This window comes from Streptococcus pseudopneumoniae (genome assembly GCF_001072665.1).
Classification (GTDB): domain Bacteria; phylum Bacillota; class Bacilli; order Lactobacillales; family Streptococcaceae; genus Streptococcus; species Streptococcus pseudopneumoniae_S.
On sequence record NZ_JVJI01000097.1, the window covers coordinates 1 to 20,318 of the forward strand.

Annotated in this window: 19 protein-coding genes; 1 reads left to right on the forward strand and 18 read right to left on the reverse strand. The window is 37.6% G+C overall.

Annotated elements, in window-relative coordinates; genetic code table 11:
- Nucleotides 1–110 precede the first annotated feature (110 nt).
- From ADH52_RS04990 to ADH52_RS05075, 18 genes are all read right to left on the reverse strand, one after another.
- Nucleotides 111–440 carry a DUF4176 domain-containing protein gene (locus tag ADH52_RS04990; protein ID WP_049486988.1) on the reverse strand — a complete coding sequence of 110 codons (330 nt, stop codon included), beginning with the start codon at nt 438–440 and terminating at the stop codon, nt 111–113.
- A gap of 11 nt (nt 441–451) precedes the next feature.
- A complete protein-coding gene (gene essC / locus ADH52_RS04995) occupies nt 452–4,828 on the reverse strand; it encodes a type VII secretion protein EssC (RefSeq protein WP_049510462.1) in 4,377 nt (1,458 codons plus the stop codon).
- Between the two features lie 9 nt (nt 4,829–4,837).
- Nucleotides 4,838–5,992, reverse strand: coding sequence for a type VII secretion protein EssB (gene essB / locus ADH52_RS05000; protein ID WP_049486985.1), 1,155 nt, complete (start codon nt 5,990–5,992; stop codon nt 4,838–4,840).
- 14 nt (nt 5,993–6,006) lie between these two features.
- Nucleotides 6,007–6,249: a type VII secretion protein gene (locus ADH52_RS05005; RefSeq protein WP_049486984.1), complete on the reverse strand. Its 243-nt coding sequence runs from the start codon at nt 6,247–6,249 to the stop codon at nt 6,007–6,009.
- 124 nt (nt 6,250–6,373) lie between these two features.
- Nucleotides 6,374–6,835, reverse strand: a complete 462-nt coding sequence (gene essA, locus ADH52_RS05010) for a type VII secretion protein EssA (RefSeq protein WP_004261567.1) — start codon at nt 6,833–6,835, stop codon at nt 6,374–6,376.
- A gap of 1 nt (nt 6,836) precedes the next feature.
- On the reverse strand, nt 6,837–10,076 hold the full coding sequence (gene esaA, locus ADH52_RS05015; protein WP_049510463.1) for a type VII secretion protein EsaA: 3,240 nt from the start codon (nt 10,074–10,076) through the stop codon (nt 6,837–6,839).
- Nucleotides 10,077–10,138: 62 nt separating this feature from the next.
- Nucleotides 10,139–10,435 carry a WXG100 family type VII secretion target gene (locus ADH52_RS05020; RefSeq protein ID WP_004261570.1) on the reverse strand — a complete coding sequence of 99 codons (297 nt, stop codon included), beginning with the start codon at nt 10,433–10,435 and terminating at the stop codon, nt 10,139–10,141.
- 312 nt (nt 10,436–10,747) lie between these two features.
- The gene (locus ADH52_RS05025) at nt 10,748–11,404 is read right to left on the reverse strand and encodes a CBS domain-containing protein (protein ID WP_042750276.1); all 657 of its coding nucleotides are present in this window, start codon (nt 11,402–11,404) and stop codon (nt 10,748–10,750) included.
- Nucleotides 11,405–11,764: 360 nt separating this feature from the next.
- Nucleotides 11,765–12,475: an ABC transporter ATP-binding protein gene (locus ADH52_RS05030; protein WP_000062200.1), complete on the reverse strand. Its 711-nt coding sequence runs from the start codon at nt 12,473–12,475 to the stop codon at nt 11,765–11,767.
- Nucleotides 12,475–13,239, reverse strand: coding sequence for an ABC transporter ATP-binding protein (locus ADH52_RS05035; protein WP_001185997.1), 765 nt, complete (start codon nt 13,237–13,239; stop codon nt 12,475–12,477). The genes ADH52_RS05030 and ADH52_RS05035 overlap by 1 nt, the downstream gene beginning before the upstream one ends.
- A complete protein-coding gene (locus ADH52_RS05040) occupies nt 13,239–14,195 on the reverse strand; it encodes a branched-chain amino acid ABC transporter permease (protein ID WP_049486981.1) in 957 nt (318 codons plus the stop codon). The genes ADH52_RS05035 and ADH52_RS05040 overlap by 1 nt, the downstream gene beginning before the upstream one ends.
- A 3-nt stretch (nt 14,196–14,198) precedes the next feature.
- On the reverse strand, nt 14,199–15,068 hold the full coding sequence (locus ADH52_RS05045; RefSeq protein WP_049486980.1) for a branched-chain amino acid ABC transporter permease: 870 nt from the start codon (nt 15,066–15,068) through the stop codon (nt 14,199–14,201).
- Nucleotides 15,069–15,184: 116 nt separating this feature from the next.
- Nucleotides 15,185–16,345: an ABC transporter substrate-binding protein gene (locus ADH52_RS05050; protein WP_049486978.1), complete on the reverse strand. Its 1,161-nt coding sequence runs from the start codon at nt 16,343–16,345 to the stop codon at nt 15,185–15,187.
- Nucleotides 16,346–16,409: 64 nt separating this feature from the next.
- Nucleotides 16,410–16,697: a YlbG family protein gene (locus ADH52_RS05055; protein WP_000462127.1), complete on the reverse strand. Its 288-nt coding sequence runs from the start codon at nt 16,695–16,697 to the stop codon at nt 16,410–16,412.
- A gap of 78 nt (nt 16,698–16,775) precedes the next feature.
- Entirely contained in the window at nt 16,776–17,366 is a 591-nt protein-coding gene (clpP, locus tag ADH52_RS05060) for an ATP-dependent Clp protease proteolytic subunit ClpP (RefSeq protein ID WP_000613471.1), read from the reverse strand.
- A gap of 173 nt (nt 17,367–17,539) precedes the next feature.
- Nucleotides 17,540–18,169, reverse strand: coding sequence for a uracil phosphoribosyltransferase (gene upp / locus ADH52_RS05065; RefSeq protein ID WP_000515974.1), 630 nt, complete (start codon nt 18,167–18,169; stop codon nt 17,540–17,542).
- Between the two features lie 88 nt (nt 18,170–18,257).
- Nucleotides 18,258–18,725: a deoxycytidylate deaminase gene (locus ADH52_RS05070; RefSeq protein ID WP_044811721.1), complete on the reverse strand. Its 468-nt coding sequence runs from the start codon at nt 18,723–18,725 to the stop codon at nt 18,258–18,260.
- An 18-nt stretch (nt 18,726–18,743) separates the two neighbouring features.
- Nucleotides 18,744–19,301, reverse strand: a complete 558-nt coding sequence (locus ADH52_RS05075; RefSeq protein WP_049486977.1) for a TetR/AcrR family transcriptional regulator — start codon at nt 19,299–19,301, stop codon at nt 18,744–18,746.
- A gap of 124 nt (nt 19,302–19,425) precedes the next feature.
- Between ADH52_RS05075 and ADH52_RS05080 the strand changes: the two genes are divergently transcribed.
- The gene (locus tag ADH52_RS05080; RefSeq protein ID WP_049510464.1) at nt 19,426–20,271 is read left to right on the forward strand and encodes a DegV family protein; all 846 of its coding nucleotides are present in this window, start codon (nt 19,426–19,428) and stop codon (nt 20,269–20,271) included.
- Nucleotides 20,272–20,318 lie beyond the last annotated feature (47 nt).

A 20,318-nucleotide genomic window follows, 5' to 3' on the forward strand; every position in this document is an offset into this window, starting at 1 on the left:
TTTTCATCGATGGAAGTAATCCGTGATTGGGCAGAGGAGATGCTGGCGGAGTAGGCATTCACTCTACCTTGAAGATAATAGATTTGATCATAGTCTATTTGCCCCATGTATTAGCCTCCTAGTTCATTTACTTCATTCAACTCAGCAACATTCCCTTTAGGAATATCTGTTGTAGAGACAACCGAAGCAATATGTTCTAACATAAGCTCATTATCATCATCGCTATAGCCCTCTTGAACAACCTTAAAAACATCTTCATGATTAAAGTAGATAAGGCTATCTCCTACCATTCCTTCTGGATAGAGACAGGCTCCGTAATCAAAACGGTAGAGATCTCCTTTGACGGGTGCTGCAATCACACGAGCGATGATGAGCATCTTTTTAGTACTTCCCTTTAAAACAATAACACTGCCTAGTGGTAATAATTTAGTATCTGACATAAATAACCTCTCTAAATTTCTAATAATTGAACGGATTCATAATGATCTGGATAAAGAATATAACCCTGGTTCGGTTTCAGTGCCGGCTCATTTGTGATGTAAGGATAGCGAGTATGATCTTGATCACTGATACGTACACCGAGAAAGACTTGTTCTACTAGCTGATTAACTAGTTTGACAAAATTATCGTAATTGTTCGCTACTAGATCTTGGTAGGCGCCTATAAAGAGCAAGGTTACTCCATACTGAGCTCCTTCACTAAGGAGTTGCTTGAAGTCCAGTTCACTCACTCCAGCCGCCATAGCCGTCGCAGCAATATCAGGTATCAAAATTAACCATTTTGGATAGTCCTGACTCGGAGACGCAACCCGTTTCTTAAAGTCTTCTAATATCGTCTTCATGACATTATCAACCTCTAAAGAAGTATTAAATCGTTGAATACCATCAAAGAACTGATTGTTAATACGCTGACTAGGATCTAAAATAACAGTATTATACACTCCTGATAAACGGTTTAGGTGATATTCTAGTAATTTATAGTAATTCGTTACAAAAGCAGGACTGTCTGAGGCTATAAGAATAGGTCGTTTAAAACTAAAGGATGCTGGAACAACGGCTTCTCTTTCGAGCCCCAAGATAAAGTCTTGACTGCTTTCTAAGATTTCTGACATCACCTCTTTGGTTACCTTTTCTGGTAACATTGGGATACCTGCAGGAAGTGGGCCATCGTATGCCACAGCCATTGCTTCTTGTTCTGCACGAACTTCCTTTATGTAATCCGTATAATGTTCACTGCTGTATGGCAACATCACTTGGAATTGGACAATATCATCCAATTTAGCTATGGCACGGCCTTTAATTTCATCGAGTGGAATATTTGAACGTCCTAATACACCTGATAAGTCACTGGTATCAAATAAGAAGAGAGAAATCTTGGTCTTAAAGTTCGATTGTAGCTGTAGACGCATCGCATTGAGACGAGAAAGTGTCACAACCAGATAGATTCCTAGAGAGGCACCATCTCGAGAAATGACATTTAAAGTATCATAAAAGGCATCGACAAATGGGGCATCCATTACACTATCAAAACCATCTATCTCTATGAAAATAGTTGGAAAACTCTCATCTGACAACTGATTGTATTGCCTTAGATTTGTGGCTCTTGCTTGCGAAAGAGCATGTTTCCGAGTTTTTATCTCTCTATTCAAGAATCGAAGGGATTTCATGATTTTCTCAGTTTCATCCAAGGTGAAATAATCTGCAACATGAGGAAAATCTGAAATAGAGATTAAGCCACTGGTACCAAAATCATAGAGGTAGAAATGGACCTGTTCTGGTGTGTGCTTACGAATCACATCCATCGCAAAGTTCTGTAGAAAAGTGGACTTACCGAATCCTGGACTAGAAACCAACAAAATATGACCTCTTTGTTCCATATTGAAGTAAAGGGGAGATTGTTCCTGTCTTTCTGGAATATCTTGATACCCAATTAAAATAGGTTGCAATGCCTCTGAACGTCCCCAATAATCCTTGTAGTTAGTCGATTGTGTATCTTTAGCATATATCTTCTCTTCAAGTGGTGGCAACCAAGGACTGGCTACCTGATGAATATGAAGACCATCAAAGACTTCACGGGCTTTTTCTACAATGGCGTCTAATTCTGTTGGAACAGCCTTTGCTTCTTTTTTATTGACTAAACCACTCAAATCTTTATTAATGGCATTGTATTGACCATTACTTGTAATCTCATACACAGTTGTGTTTTTTTGAACATGATTTCGTCCTTCTGGATTATAATCCGCACCTGACCAAGCGCTTTGGAATAGCTCATAGATTTCATTGTTTCCGACTTGAAGATAGGCTCTACCTGTCTGGGTGATTTCTGCGGCATCAGGTGTTTTGATTACTTCTCTAGAATCTGCAGCATCCTGTACTTTAAGGGCTATTTTAAACTTAGAGTTCGACCAAATTTGATCGTTGACAACCCCACTAGGTTTTTGGGTTGCTAAAATTAATTTAACCCCCAATGATCGACCAATACGAGCTGTAGAGACTAATTCATCCATGAAATCAGGTTGATTCGCCTTCAACTCTGCAAACTCATCACTAATGATTAATAGATGTGGTAATGGTTCTTTGACCTTCCCTTCCTTGAAGAGTTTCATATACTGGTTGATATGATTAACATCATTTTCTGCAAAAATACGCTGACGCTTCTTAAGTTCAGCTTTGATAGATACCAGAGCTCGATTGGCCTGGTTGCCATCCAAGTTTGTAATCGTACCAACAACATGAGGTAGGTCTGCAAAGAGATTAGCCATCCCTCCACCTTTATAGTCAATCAAGAGGAAAGCAACCTCATACGGATGGTAGTTCACAGCTAAAGATAGAATGTAGGACTGAATAAGCTCAGACTTCCCTGACCCCGTAGTACCAGCAATCAATCCATGAGGCCCATGCGCCTTCTCATGGATGTTTAGATAAAGAATATCATCTCTACCTCGAACTCCTAGAGGAACAGCCATTGTTTGGAAAGTTTCATTGTCTTGCCATCGTTTTAAAAGTTCTAGTTCCTCTACCTTATTGACTCCATACATCTCTAGGAAGGTAATACTATTCGGAATCGAATTACGCAAAGTTTGAACATGATGAATACCCGCAAGATTTCTCGCAAAATTTTCCTTTTCCGATAAACTTACAGGAGGAAGAGGCGTAATTTCTTTATTTGTATAATTGCCATCCTGAAGTAATACTGTACCTTTTTTATCTCCTCGATAGTCAACAACTGTCTTAACGTGTTCTGGTAGACTCTCAAGTACTTCTTCTACGAATACATAATGAATTCCTAAATGGGATAAATCTTCATTGATGTACTCCATAATGTTGTGATCCAACATCAGACTTAAATCTGTAAGAAAGAGAATATAATGAGGGCTGTATTGCTTTTCTTTCCCTTTATCCTGCTCACTATCTAACTTTCTATCTTTAATAACTTGATAGAGCGACGTTAATAGTTGATCTCGAGTACGTTGATTGTAAACAAAACCACGGCTATTTAGTGCTTTTATTTTCGTATGAGGTAACCATCGGCTCCAATTCCATAACTCAAACTCTTCCTCTCGGAAAATTGGAATAAACTGTAAATCATGGTAACTTTGGAAAGTCGCTAATTGCATCATCATCTGTTGAACTTGTTCAATCACTATTTGCCGTGTTCCGATATAGCCCGTAGGATTTGTTAATGTATGTGTAATAGGTACCTGCTTAGTCACACGATAGTAGGAAAGTAGTTCTTGAATTTTTTGGTTAGCAGCTACATTATATTTTGTTAATTCAGAATCTGAATACTCAATAGAAAAACTAGAATTAACTTCACCCAAACCCAAACGATAAGACAGAAAATCAAAATGATAAAGTGTCTTTTCGTAAATACGTCTATCCGTTTTTTCTACCATTTCTAAAATCTGATCCATGCCAGGGAAATGATACACCAAAGCCTTAACTTGTTCTTTACGTAAGTTAGCTAATTGTGAATACTTGGTTTCCAAGTATTTCATATACTCAACAATTTTCTGTTCTTGAAGTTCCTTATGTGATTTTTTATCAGAAAAATAAGTATGAATGGAAGTCCCAATAGTAATGACAGACATCCCCATCATCATGAACATCATGCCACCACTACGTGTGAAGTAAACCGTTAGTATCGTAAAGACAATCATCGCCAAAGGGGTAATAATCAATCTTAGTAACGATTGTTTGTTGCCTTCATCATCTGTTGGTGCCGAAGCAATCGTTACTGTATCCTCGGGTTCTCTCAGAATAATCCGTGGAGAGCGATGAAATTCTTTTGAACGATCTTCGACCATTACTTCAGAAAAAGGCAGTAAGCTCGTCTCAATAGAAAATAGTGAATGAATCGATAAGATTTGTTTTTGAACGGATAAAGCTAGACCTTGTTCAAAAACAAGTTGGTCCATATCTTGAATATTTTGCGTCCCTGTTCTTCTTTCACCATTAAGATAATATGGACTAGCACTATAAATCGTCTTATTTGTCCCATCAAAGCTCAAAATGATTTCTATAGGAAAATCAACTAAGCGAATAGTCGCTTCTTTCTTATCTGATAAATATAGTATTTTTTCGGGAAGAAGGTAATACTCGGTGTTTTTAATAATCAATAAGGATACACTTATATCTTCAGCTATGGAAACCAAATGATACCCATAAGAATAAGTCTCTCCGAGCAGTTCAACTCCCGTTTCCTTGACTTCCAACACCACATTTTCAAGAATAGGAAGATAGATATTAGAAGCTATAGAAGGCCCCAGTTGATAGGTATTCCCTGTATAGAGTGGATAAACATTGTCTTCAAAAAATAAATAATTCATAGACCACTCCTATCTTGACTCTGTTGAAGTTGAAGTCGTATTCGACTTATTCGTCTCTGGTGTTAGGTAGTTTTTCTTCAATTCTTCCAATTTACTCTTATAATTGTTTAGTTGCTCAGTACGTTGTTCAGATGTGAGGTTAGGGTTTCTCTGAACTTCATCAACCTTTTTGGTAAGACCATACATCAATAATTGTGGGTCATCTAAGTAACTTGCAATATCTATAGCTTCATCAACTTTCGACTGCCCAATTAAAACCCAGTAACGAAGATAGTCTGTACTTGATTGAGTTGATATTTTGGATAGCTCTGTCTTTTGCGTTTCTGTTAAAGGCTCTGTTTTAATGACGGAATAAGCCACCATATAAGCATCATCTTGACTAAGTGATTTAGAATCTGTATTTTTAACAGTAGATACAACCGATGAATAATCTTGGTTTACAAAAGCCAAACGTAAACCTGAAATCATTTGTTGATTAGGCATAGCGAACAATGCAAAGTATAACACTCCAACAATTGATAGCACTCCAATAAATGATGCAATAATGGTAGTCCACTTCAGCCGCGAAACAAGTTTATTAGGAACACGTGAGAATTTTTCTTTATTTTGTTCCTTTTCTTCTAAGTATTTTTCTAGTAGTAAGGCTATAATTTCATCCAGATTTTCAGACTTCATGATGGTCTCACAAAACAGTTTTCCTTTATAAAATGGCGACTGTCCCTCCACTAATTTTTCATAACTTACCTTTTTATCTAATAGAGATACTATCATAGCTTTAAAGTTAACTGTAAACGCCTCCAGCTTCAATGCATCATAGGGAGGCACTTGCCCTTTAACACCACGAAAAATGAATAGAGGGTTCCCATTTCGTGAAAACACTAGATTACTAGGTGATAACTCATAAGTATAAATTGAATCCTTCAGCGAGTTAAATAATTGACCAACATTGATCAGATGACGTAATTTTTCTTCCTCAATCATCGTAGTCAGCTTATCCCAAGAATAATATTCATCTGTCAATAGACTTTCAATCGTTAGTTTACCTTCTTCCTCAATAACATTTTGATTCACAAAATAAGGTTGTATTGCTGTTAATAAAGCATAAGCTATTTCACGATTTCCCTTGATATCTCCAACTACTAATTCAATTTTTTGAACTTCCATACCTGACTCCCTTACTATATTCTTTCCAGGTTTAATAAAACTCCGTCTTTCACTAATACTAAACTGCTCGTACTAGCAAGAATTTCTCCTGACTGTTGATTTCTTACACTTGGATTCATTACCTTAATTCCAATACTATAAGTATCTGAGACGATTTGTATCAATTCTTTAATCGTTAACTCAGTAGGGACCCTTAAATCTAATATTTTAGATAAAAAAGGCGAACAATCCAGACTAATATTAATGTACTCTTCCATATAAAACTCCTAAATCTATTATGCTATGCCTATTATATCACGCAAAACATGAATATTAAAGAACTTTCTATTTATAAAAAAGAGATACATTTTGTATCTCCCTTTATGTATTTTTCTATCGACTTTATTGTTTAGCTATATGTAACTTTTTATAAAAGAGCGAGTAAATTGTGACAATCATCCCTAGTATAAACAATAAAATTGCAGTCCAAGAAACAGGAGACTTTACGTTTTTAAGTGAAACAGTCTTTTTATCACTGTGGTTGATTTGAATCTGATTGGTAAATAAAGCAGACTGATACTCATTAACGATATTCTCCGATTCCACTTTAGTGCTAAATAAGTTTGTTTTAACTAATTGATACTTTTCTTTATCCAATTTTTTAGTTGTATCAATCAATTTATATGTCTCAGGATGAAATAACTTTGTCAAATTACTCTCCTGTTCAAAGTACTGAATCTCTGTTTTCTTGGTATTCTTATCTAAAGACGTATCTATTTGCAAAGATCCATCGTTTGCAAAAGCAACACTACCTTTTGTAAAAATTGAAAACAATAGAAAGATAAAGACAATATTTTTTTTCATATTACTTGCTATCCTTAACTTGGCGATACAAGAAAATATTTACAAGTCCCAAAGCAATTGTTAGAACAACAATTACCATTACTGACTGAACAACTCCGTTTTGCTGATTAATGAATGATCTCACTACACCTTCAAGATATGTTAACGGAGAAAGAGTTGTTAAAATAGGAGCTGGATTCACATAATATTCATCAAATAATTGAGTTGCTGAAATGATATAAAGCAGTAATAGACTTATGCTTATCAAAAATCCAAGACTTTTTAGTTTATCAAGAAGGATATTCAGACTATATGTCATCATTAGACTCACCAAGACAAGAAGCATTACAAACCAGCTCAATTGACCTACAGAGAAAGCAAGTTTAACTCCAGAAACAATCGCAATTATAGAACCAACAGCTACTGAAATCACACTTAGGAAGAACATTGGTCCAGAAGAATTTCTCCATGACAAACGGTCCTTCAAACTGATTAATCTTTGCAATTCTTCTTTATCTGCATGTTGGAAAAGATAGGCAACAACCAAGCTAACAAGATAGCTGATTAAGATAACAAGGAGTCCTGATCTCTCATCTTGACGATTCGTCTGTGACGGTCTATTGGTCGCAGCTGATACAACATTCCCAATTTTAGAAGCATCAACAGGATTTGACAAATATTCATAGACTGCATCATTTTTCGTATTACCCGTTCTAGTATTGCTCAAAACAGTAGAAAAGTTTTTAAGGAATTCTTCGTTTGAACCATATTCACTAGACATGATATTTTTCAATTCAGAAACGCGTGCACTTAATGATTTTCCGTCTTTTTCCAATGTATTAACATCATTCGTCAACTGAGTCATAGTAGCTTGTATCGTCTCAGAAACAGCTTGGTTTGCTTTTGTATTGTCCATCAAGGTTTTACTAGCTGAAATCAGTGTACCTAGGTCCCTGTTCATATCCATACTAACATTAACCATACTAGTATTATCTACTTTTTCTGTTGCAACAAAACTAGGTTTACCTTTAATCGTTGTATCCACTAATTTGGTCTGTTCAATTAACTGTCTTAACTGAGTTATTAGATCATTGGTTGTTGTTCTCAGCTGTTCGATGTTAGATGTTAATTTCTCAGCATTGGCTAATCGTGACTGAATATCCGTCAATTTTTTATCAGAAATCTTCAAATCTGATTTTAGAGCTTCTACTGTAGTTGCTTTGATTAGATTGGTCACAATGGTCTTGAGGTCATCATTATTTGCTAAGGCAGCAAGAGAACCTTCTGCTGGAACAAACGTAGTGTCTGTGTACGTATTTTTAGATAAATCTAAGCCGTAATACGCAGTAACAAGTCCTGATAACTGTAGATACGCCTCAACATCTTTATAAACCGCTTGAGTTAGCTTGGTAGGATTGTACTCCCAGTTAGAAATAATGTCTTGCATCTCATAATGACGATTCAAAACTTTTTTTTCTGTTTGATTTATCTTAGTAGTCGTGATGGTCTTCGTAATTGTAATAATTTCTGTTGGTTTCTGCACATCAGGCGTAGAGGAACCTGAAGCTACAGAAGTAGCTGGACTAACAGGCGCAGCATGAACTGTCTCATTCTCTATTTTATCTTTTTCTACATAAGGGGCATCTTCCTTTATAACTTTTACATCTTCTGTCGTATCTAATTGATACTTAACAAGCACAGGTGACAAGACATTGAGATCATTTTCATTCTTGATTCCTAGTGTGTATGAAATAGTCATACCTGGAGATACTTCACCAGGGAAAGATACCTGATAACTACCTCCTCCAAGATCAGAAAATCCAAAATTTGATTCTTTAAGATAGTATCCGCTTGGTACTGTTATCTTTAATTTTGAAATTTTTCCTTCAAACGAAGGTAAAGTTAGCTCACGTTTTGTTGTGCTCTTAGACTTAATGTCATTCTTTAACTGAGAGAATTCTTCATTTTCAAGTGTTGTAGATTGCAAAGTTGGCAAATCTTTCCCTATCTTCTTACTATACCACCGTATAAAAGCACTAATATTTTTAAAATGTTGTTTATCAGTATCTGACAAAGAGAGATTATTTATAGTTGTATCATCGTAGTATACACTTGGCCATTTACTAGTAATTTGATTTTGCATACTAGTATTTAACGACTTGATATAACTTCCAAGAGTTTTATTAGCTCCATCTACCGCTGATGGGTTTTTAGCCAAGGAAGACTCTACTGCTTCTCTAATCTTTGTATCATAATTTGATAAGGTATCATCAATTTCCTTATTATTCTTCTTCAAACTTTCTAGAAGTTTTGCGATATCTTTGTTATAGGAAGAAGCCTTATCAGTGGTTTCTTTCCAAATAGCTGGCTCTGAAAAATTATTATTAAATTGAGTGTTTATAGCAGCCAATTGAGATAATTGTTTCTCAACTGATAATTTGGAAAAGTCTTTATCATAGTTGGACAAAGCCTGTTCTCTAGTATTCAAGGAATTATCCCATTTTTTTTGTTGCTTATCTATTCCATTTATTGTTTCCTCATATGTCTTATTAACAGAATCAATTGATTTAAAGGCATCATTTGTATTTAACAGGGTCTTGTTAAATGACGAATACGATGATAAGAGATTATTCGGTGATGAACCCAACCCATTAAACTGTTGACCATATTGAGCAAGAGGATCCACTAACTTATTATTAAAAGAAGTCAGTGACTCATGTTCATTTGTAACTACATCTGCAACCTGGCCTTGTGCTGTTTTCAAATTCCCGATAATACTAGTGAAATAAATATTAATCAAATCCTTATTAAAGAGCTCTTTGAAAGCTACTACAGCTTGTTCAGCCTGTTTGACAGTCAGTTGGTCACTTGATTGAATTTGATATTGAAACTTCGCCTGAACAGGGGAAGTTGATTCGATTGCTAAAGCTTCTTCTGAAAATTTACTTGGCAAGACTATCATCAACTGATAAGTCTCATTTTTTAGACCGCTTTCAGCGATTGACCTAGAAACAACTTCCACTTTGTAATTATTTTTAGCTATGAACGAATTTACTAAAGTATTCGCAATGTTAATCGGTTGTCCATTATATACCTTACCCGTATCTTCATTAACAATAGCTACTTTAATAGGGGCTTGTTGCACCGAGGAATCTGAGTTCGTTCGGCTGATAGGTGTTGGTTTTACAATTGCAAAGAAGGATACTATCATTGTCACAAATAACAGTAGCATCCCTAAGCTAAATAAAACTTTCTTTCTCACATTTTCTCCTTAATTAAATATAGTAAAAAAGTTGAGGATTTCTCCTCAACCTCAACTTTAGATTATTGAAGACCAAAGTTTCTAGATAAGTCTTGGTCATTTTGTTGCATCGCTTGAGCAGTCTTATCAAGTTGTGTATTGATTTGTTGCATTAAATCAGCAAAGTTTTCAACCTTTGGTTTCAATTCAGAGAATTGTTGATCAAAGCCTTGGAACGCAGCACCTTCCCATTCCGAACGCAAGGTATCTTGCAAGCGTTGAAGATTGCTCAAAATAACTCTGATATCGTTTGCAGCTTTTCCATATTCACGTGCACGTGATTGGAGGGTTTCTGGAGATACACGAATTTGTCCTGACATATTTTTACTCCTATGTTTTTTGTTTTATTATAACATTATTTCATATATGAATCAAGGATTTTTGGAAAAAAATTTATAGTATTAATCCATAATTAAAGTCATATAGAATACAATAAATAGTTACTTATAAAATACAGCATAATTTTTTCGATTTATTACTTCTGTCAATATTTAGAAAATTTAAAAATCTTTAAATTTTAAATTACCTTTACTCTAAATCAAAAGGTAATATTTCAGATTTTCATTCATTTCTTTCCATCTTTTGCTCTAATCCCTTATTACACGTAAAAAGAAGCCTTTCGGCTTCCTTTCTTACAAGACTTTTGCTGAAGTACGAGTAATTTCTTCTACTTGAATATTCTCTGATTCAAATTTTTCTTTCAAGGCTGGTAAATCAATTGATCCATCGATTTGAACTTCTATAATCACCTTACCATCTTTACGCGGAATATTGACTGTATGCGAGATATTCAACTTTTCTTCTACAATCAAAGAAATAATTTTTCCAAGAACGCCAATTTCGTTTTCCGTAACAAAGCGCACACGAATTCCTTCCTCACCATAACCAGCAATTTCAAGAAAGGCTTGGAAAACATCACGGTCCGTAATAACCCCATAGACTTGATGGTTATCTACTACAGGAAGAATACCAATCTTATTTTTCAACATCAGATAAGTTGCATCCTCTAGACTCGCATAGCCTGAAACAGTGACAACTTCGCGAATCATCACATCTTTTACTTTTGTCTTATTTAGAAGATAGTTCATCTCATAGATAGAAAGACTGGTTGCTTTGGATGGACTAGCTTGCGCAATGGTTCCTTCAGTTACCAAACCAACTAATTGATCATTTTCGATAACAGGCAAGCGATGCAACCCTTGCTCTCTCATCAAATCTGCTGCATGAGATACTGTTGTATCTGGACTAATATACACTACCTTACGGGTCATAAAATCTTTAACTGCCATGAGACTTCTCCTTTTCTGTTCTTATCCCTATTATACAATCTTTTTGTAAATCTATCAAACGCTTACATTTCTTTTTCAAAATTCAGAAAAGTATGAATAAGCTAGCAAAAAGAGCTCTGAAATCGAGCTCTGTGAATGAAGGGTAGACACACTTCATTCTGTTCCATTTCAATGATTAGAAGCTAACCTTCCAGTGCAGATGAGAATTGCTTTGCAATCTCAATATGCAGACTAAAATAATCCCCTGGATTTGATGACTGCTTCGCAATCTCTATTCACCGACTAAAAAGGTCCCCCGGACTATAATGATGATTGCTTCGCAATCTTCATTTGCAACCTAAACTAGTCTCCCAGACTAGTTTAGCCACCCAGATATGCTTTTCTGACTTCTTCTGATGAAGCGAGTTCTTTTCCTGTTCCTGATAGAACGATTTTCCCTGTTTCCAGTACATAGCCTCGGTCAGAGATAGCGAGTGCTTTATTAGCATTTTGTTCAATCAAGAGGACAGTTGTTCCTTGCTTCTGGATATCTTGAATGATATCAAAAATCTCTTGGATAAAGATTGGGGCAAGTCCCATTGATGGTTCATCTAAAAGAAGAAGTTTTGGTGTTGACATAAGAGCGCGTCCCATGGCAAGCATTTGTTGTTCTCCTCCTGAAAGAGTGGCTGCGTCCTGGTTCTTGCGTTCTTCAAGACGTGGGAAGCGTGAAAAGACCTTCTTCAAGTTAGCTTGATTTTCTTCACGGTTTTTCTTTAAGAAAGCTCCCATTTCTAGATTTTCCATAACAGTCAAGCCAGGGAAGACGTGGCGTCCTTCTGGTACTTGTGAAAGACCACCTGCCACGATTTTCTGAGCTGGCATTTTTTGGATTTCTTGACCTAAAAATTCAATTTTTCCTGAGCTTGGTCTAACTAGACCAGACAAGGTACGGAGAATGGTTGTCTTACCTGCACCATTGGCACCGATAAGGGAAACTACTTCTCCTTCATTCACTTCAAAGCTTACATCACGGACTGCTTGGATCATACCGTAATGCACAGAAAGATTATCAACTTTTAACATAGACATTAGGCTTCACCTCCTAGATAAGCTTCGATAACACGTTTATTGGTCTTAATTTCGTCAGGAGTTCCCTGAGCAATCAAACGACCATATTCAAGAACGTAGATACGTTCTGTTACTTCCATAACCAGATTCATATCGTGTTCAATCAACATGATGGTAATCTTAAATTCATCTTTGATACGACGAATTAACTCAGTCAATTCAGCAGTTTCCTGCGGGTTCATCCCTGCGGCTGGTTCATCCAAAAAGAGAATTTTAGGTTCCGTAGCAAGGGCACGAACAATTTCCAAACGACGTTGTTGTCCGTAGGCAAGATTTTTAGCAAGAGTTTCTGCATCCCCATCTAAATCAAAGATTTTTAGCAATTCCAAAGCTTTAGCCTTTAATTCTTTTTCACTCTTGTAAAAAGCTGGTAAGCGTAAGAAACTAGCAAAAACATGTTGTTTGTGATGGTTACCAAAAGCAATCAAAACATTGTCCAAAACTGTTAAATCTTTAAAGAGACGGATATTTTGGAAAGTACGTCCAAGTCCCAAAGAGGCAATCTTATATGGTGACTTTCCATTCAAAAGGTGACCATCTAAGGTAACTGTTCCCTCACTTGGTTCATAAACACCGGTCAAAAGGTTGAAAAGGGTTGTTTTACCAGCTCCGTTTGGACCGATTAATCCAACCAATTCCCCTTCATTTAATTCAAGAGTCACATCTCCAACAGCTGTTAGACCGCCAAAATGTTTGGTTAACTGTTTTACTTCAAGTAATGCCATTAGTTTTGTTCCTCCTTTTTAGATTTTTTAAAGAAACGTGATAGGCTCAATTCCCATGTTCCAAGGAGTCCACCTGGTCTGAAAATCATTACCAATACCAAGGCCAAAGCGTAAATAATCATACGCACGCTAGCAACGTCTTGGAGAAGCATATTCAAAATTCCAAGGACAATAGCTGAAACAATGGCACCTGTAATTGAACCAAGTCCACCAAATACAACAATGATCAATACGTTGATTGAGTTGATGAAAGTGTAATCTTTCGGTACAACTGAACCGATAAATCCTGCCTGAAGTGACCCTGCAATACTCGCAGTAATAGCACCGAAGACAAAGGCGATGATTTTAATTTTAGTCGTATTAACCCCAACTGACTCAGCAGCGATTTCATCCTCACGAACGGAGAGGGTTGAACGACCAATTGGACTACGCAAGAAGTTCAAGGTTGCAATGGTTGTAATCACGACAAAGAAGTAAACCATTTGCCAAGTTGTAAAGTTAGGAATTCCCAAGATACCTGCCGCACCATTTGTAATGCTTCCACCATTGATGATAAAGATACGGATAATTTCAGATACACCAAGAGTCGCTACTGCAAGATAGTCTCCCTTCAAACGCAAGGTTGGAATTCCGACAAGTAAAGCAACTGCTCCTGAAAGCAAAGCTCCTACCAGCATAGCTCCAAAGAAAGCACCATAGGTTGGTGATTTAGAACCAATAATAGCAGCGGCATAGGCACCAATTGCCATGAAACCTGCATGCCCAAGTGAAAATTGTCCTGAAAAACCAACGATTAGATTGAGACCAACAGCCAGAATAATATTAATTCCAATTTGTTGTAAAATCTGTACATAGAATAGATTGAGTACACCGACTGAGACCAGTACACTAATCAAGCCATAACCAGCTAACAAAAGGAGTAACCATAGAATATTAACTTTTAAATTTTCCTTCATCGTTTACACCTTCTCTTTCGCATTCTTACCAAGGATACCAGCTGGGCGGACAATCAAGATCAACAACAAGATTCCATAAACAATGGCATCACGGAAGTCTGACATCCCAAAGGCTGTCGCAAAGGTTTCCAATAGACCAATCACAAAACCACCAAGAGCCGCACCAGGAATAATTCCGATACCACCAAGTACTGCGGCAACGAAAGATTTAAGACCTGGAGTAACCCCCATCAAAGGCTCAAGAGAGTTATAATAGAGGGCAATCAAAACACCAGCCGCCCCCGCAAGAGCAGAACCCAAAGCAAAGGTAAAGCTGATAGTACGGTTTACATTGATCCCCATCAATTGCGCTGCATCGCTATCTACGGATACTGCACGCATGGCTTTCCCCATCTTAGTCTTTTGGACAATGACTTGTAACAAAATCATCAAAATCAAGGAAATGGCCAAAATCATTAACTGCACGTTTGTTAGGCTAACTGGTCCCAAATCATAGCGAACTGTTTGAATCGCTTGAGGGAAAGCACGGGTATTGGCACCAACCAGATAGACCATCCCATACTCCAATAGGAAAGAAACCCCAATAGCCGTAATCAAAACAGCAATACGAGTAGAGTGGCGCAAAGGTCGGTAAGCAAGAAACTCAATCACGACACCAAGGATGGCTGTCGCTATCATAGCTACAATAAGCGCTACAAAGAAATTCATTTGGAAAGAATTAATCAAGAAATAACCGATAAAGGCTCCCATCATATAAATATCACCGTGGGCGAAGTTGATGAGCTTGATAATTCCGTAAACCATGGTATACCCTAGGGCTAACAGTGCGTAAACACTACCTAGAATCAAACCATTTACTAGTTGTTGGAGCATAAGATTCACTCTTTCTATTTATAATTTTGAGGGTTTCCCCTCACTTTTTGATAGGTTCTTAAACATCGAAACAGGGAGTGAGTCAGAGGCTCATTCCCTATTTCAACATTTTTCTATTATGGTTTTACAACTTCTGCTGCTTCAACCTTACCATTATTCATGGTCATCATGTAAGCTGTTTTGACTGTGTTGTGGTCCGCATCGAAGCTTGTTTGACCAGTTACACCTTCAAAGTCTTTTGTTTTAGCAAGGTTGTCCTTAATCTCACCTGAGTTTTTAGCACCTTTTGCTGCGTTTGCTACAAGGTGAACTGAATCATAAGCTAAGGCTGCAAATGTTGAAGGCTCTTCATTGTACTTAGCACGGTAAGCGTCCAGGAAGGCTTTTGCTTTAGCTGAAACTTCTACAGTAGTTGAGAAGCCTGAGATAAAGTAGATGTTTGATGCTTTTTCAGGAGTTGCTTGTTGTACAAACTCTTCACCGTTGAATCCATCACCACCAACGATTGGCTTGTCAATTCCCATACCACGCGCTTGGTTTACAATTTTACCGGCTTCAGTGTAGTAACCAGGAACGATGATAGCATCAAAGTCTTTCCCTTTCATTTTTGTAAGGGCTGCTTGGAAGTCTGTGTCACCTGCTACGAAAGTTTCATCTGCAACGATTTCACCTTTGTAAGCTTCACGGAAGGCTTTGGCAATACCTTTAGCGTAGTCGCTGGCATTGTCAGTGTAAAGAACAACTTTCTTAGCTTGCAATTTTTCAGAAACATAGTTTGAGATAATTTTTCCTTGGAAGCTATCTTGGAAAGTTCCGATAAAGAGGTAATCTTGACCTTTAGTCAATCCATCTTGAGTCGCACTTGGCGAAATCAATGGAACACCTGCTTTTGTAGCGTTAGCTACCGCAGCTGCAGTCGCACCAGATGTCGCAGGTCCTACGATTGCTGATACTTTAGATTGGGTTACAAGGTTAGTTGTTACTGAAGCTGCCTCAGCTGTTTCAGACTTATTATCTTTATCTACTACTTCGATTTGTTTTCCATCGATACCGCCTGCTGCATTGATTTCATCAACGGCAAGTTGGGCACCTTTTTGTTCAGATGTTCCGTAGGCTGCTACGGCACCAGTTTCCTCGAAGTTAAATCCAATTTTGATTGTCTTTTCCTCTACTGAGTTACCAGCAGCGTTTGACGCTCCAGACTTCACTTCTCCACAGGCTGCAAGAAGTGCTACACTTGCAAGCGCCACAAACGATAGGGCAAATTTTTTCTTCATTTTTTTGTCTCCTTATTCTTAAATAAATAGCATGTTAAGAATATACCGAATTATCAGAAAATTGTCAACACTTTTCTTGAACTTTTTCGATGATAACGTTTTCTTCTCGATAAAGATTGCCCACAAAGGGTGTTTCCAGCTCTTGGATATGACAAACTCTGACTTTTTTTATAAATTTTTCCTTGCTCAAGCGCCCGACCAATTGCTCCACTTCTTGAGTTGGAACATAAAGCTGTAAGTAACGATGTTTCTTGGAATGATAGGTAATATCTCCATAATCCTGCAGTTTTTTGGCATCACGATTATAGTAAAGATAGATAATCAAGCCAGATCGATTGACTTTTTCAAACATGATAAATCCTCTTTCTAAGAAATCTCTCCCTATTATACCAAAAAAAGCAAACCCAGTCGAGTTTGCCTTCTTTGATTATTAGTTCAATGAATTGTTGGCCATGATTTCATCAATAAAGCCATATTCAAGTGTTTCTTGAGCACTCATCCAGTTATCACGTTCTGCATCTGCATGGACTTTTTCGATTGACTGACCTGAATTTTCAGCCAAGATTTTTTCCAAGATGTTACGAGTTTTGAGCAAGTGTTCTGCAGCAATCGCCATATCGGTTTGTTGAGTACCACCACCTGTACCACCCATTGGTTGGTGAATCATGTACTCAGCATTTGGAAGCATAAAGCGTTTTCCTTTTGCTCCACTTGACGCGATGACAGTCCCCATAGATGCTGCCATACCCATAACGATAGTTTGGACATCTGCCTTGATAAAGTTCATGGTATCAACAATTGCCAAACCAGCTGAAACTGAGCCACCAGGTGTATTGACATAAAGGTAAATATCTTTTGTACTATCTTGGGCATCCAAGAAAAGCAATTGGGCAATAACAGAGTTGGCCATGTTGTCTTCAACTGGGCCTGTCAGCATAATGATGCGGTCTTTGAGAAGACGTGAGTAAATATCGTAGGAACGTTCTCCACGGCTTGTTTGTTCAATAACTACAGGAATCATTTATTTCTCCTTTTGAGTTTTAATTTTGTTGGTCAAATGACTGAAGATAAGACTATTATAATATCTAGGTCAAAAAAGGTCAAATTTTTGCTCTGCTTTCATTAGACAGAATCAAAAATTCAACCCCCTTTCACGACTGGAAATACTTTTCCAAGTCATTCTTCTTTTCGATGTTATTTTGTACCGAACAAGCGGTCTCCAGCATCTCCAAGACCTGGAACAATATAACCGTGTTCGTTCAAGCGTTCATCCAAGGCTGCTGTAAAGATTTCTACATCTGGATGAGCTTCTTGAAGAGCTTTTACACCTTCTGGTGCTGATACAAGGCAGACAAATTTGATATTTGATGCGCCACGTTTTTTAAGAGAATCAACAGCCAAGATTGCTGAGCCACCTGTTGCCAACATTGGATCTACTACAAAAATTTGACGTTGGTCAATGTCCTCAGGCAATTTCACCAAATACTCAACCGGTTGAAGTGTTTCTTCATCACGGTACATACCGATGTGACCAACCTTAGCAGCTGGAACCAAGCTCAAGAGCCCATCGACCATCCCGATACCTGCACGCAAGATTGGAACGATGGCCAATTTCTTACCTGCCAATTGTTTTTGAACTGTTTTTGTGATTGGTGTTTCGATTTCCACATCTTCTAGTGGAAGATCACGAAGTACTTCATACCCCATCAACATGGCAATCTCATCTACTAGCTCACGAAAAGCTTTTGTAGAAGTATCTGTACGACGCAAGATTGACAATTTGTGTTGAATCAGTGGATGATTAATAACTTCAATTTTTCCCATTTTTGGAATTCCTTCTTTCAATTTATTCTTCTTATTATACCAAAAAACGGTTTAAAAATCTTTCTAAACCATTTATTTTTGATAATTTTTACATTAGATCTGCCTCTTTAAGAGCTGTCTGTACTGTCTCAAGTGGTAAATGGGTCAATTCTGTCCCTTTTTCTTGATAAAGGTATTGGGCATAGCCATCCATTCGGTACTGGTTGATATAAACCACGCGCTTGCAACCAACCTGCAATAATTGTTTGGTACAGTTCAGACAAGGAAAATGGGTTACATAGGCTGTAAATCCTTTTGGAACACCACGCTCTGCACCTTGAAGGATAGCATTGACCTCAGCGTGAAGGGTACGAACACAGTGGCCTTCGATGACCAAACATTCGTGATCAATACAATGCTCAGTCCCTGACACTGAACCATTGTAACCAGTAGAAATAACCTTATTATCCTTAACCAGAATTGCGCCCACTTTGGCACGTTTACAAGTGGAACGATTGGCAATTAGTAAGGCTTGGGCTGCAAAATACTCATCCCATGCTAGTCTTTTTTCAGTCATATCTCTTCTCCTTTTTCTCTATTTTTTAAAAAATGGCAACCGTAAATCCGCTATCTTTTCAGCAGGTACCTTCATGCCATCCTTGATCCATTTTAGAAGGACAGAGACGATGGCTGAGCTCCAGAAGGAATGAAGATAAGAGCTGACACCTTTTGATTTTCCATGGTATTTTTCTAGAAATTCCTGCATGGCTTGGACAAAGATTTTTTCCAGATGGTAATCCAAGGCCAGTTGAATCACTCTGGCTTCCTTTCTGGCCTCTCGGAAAAGGTGAACCCAGACCATATAAAGGTCTGTCTTTAAATCATAATGATGCAACTGTTCCATAATATTGTGAACAGTTCGTTTAAAGACACTTTCTAAAATCTCCTCTTTGGAATCATAATTGCGATAAAAGGCCGCACGCGAAACGCCTGCACGTTTGACCAATTCAGAAATACTAATCTTGGTCAGGTCCTTTTTTTCCAAGAGCTGCAAGAGGGCTGTTTCGATGGCTTCTCTAGTTAATAAATTGGATTCTTGGTTTGATTTTCTGAGATTTTCAAGAGACTTTTCAGAGATTCTACGTTCAGACATAACATTTTCTTTCTACTTGTCACAACAGACGGATGAGGCTTTTGTTTCAAGGGCTTTCATGATATAATTGTAAAAAAAGACAGAACCTTTGTCAATGTATAACTGACAAAGATGGAGAATTTCTATGACTTGGAAGATTATTGCTGACTCTGGTTGTGATTATCGTCAGCTGGCAAGACCAGCTATTGACACGACCTTTGTAAGTGTGCCCTTAACCATTCAAGTAGCTGATCAGGTCTTTGTTGATGATGCCAATCTTGACATTGACCAAATGATGGAAACCATGTATGCAACTGCAGAAGCTTCAAAATCAGCTTGTCCAAGCCCAGATGATTATTTGCGAGCATTTGAAGGAGCCAAAAACATTTTCCTAGTAACCATCACAGGTACTCTCTCTGGCAGCCACAATAGTGCTCAACTAGCTAAGAATATTTATCTGGAAGAATATCCTGATACTAAAATTCATGTAATTGATAGTTTGTCTGCTGGTGGGGAAGTTGACTTGCTCGTAGAAAAATTGAATGACTTGATTGACCAGGGCCTATCTTTTGAAGAAGTGGTTGAAGCTATCACTGCCTATCAAGAAAAAACCAAGTTACTTTTTGTCCTAGCCAAAGTCGATAACTTGGTGAAGAACGGCCGTTTGAGCAAGCTTATCGGTACAGTCGTTGGCCTTCTCAACATCCGTATGGTTGGAGAAGCCAGTGAAACCGGAACCCTTGAACTACTACAAAAAGCACGAGGTCCAAAGAAATCAGTTCAGGCAGCCTATGAAGAGTTGATAAAAGCTGGATATGCTGGTGGTCGTATTGTCATGGCCCAACGCAATAACGAGAAATGTTGTCAACAGCTTTCAGACCGAATCCATGAAAATTTCCCACAGGCGGATATTAAAATTCTCCCAACCTCTGGTCTCTGCAGTTTCTATGCAGAAGATGGTGGTTTACTGATGGGATATGAAATTGATTAATTGCATTCTTGACAAGAGGTGACCATCATCTCTTGTTTTTTTGTGGT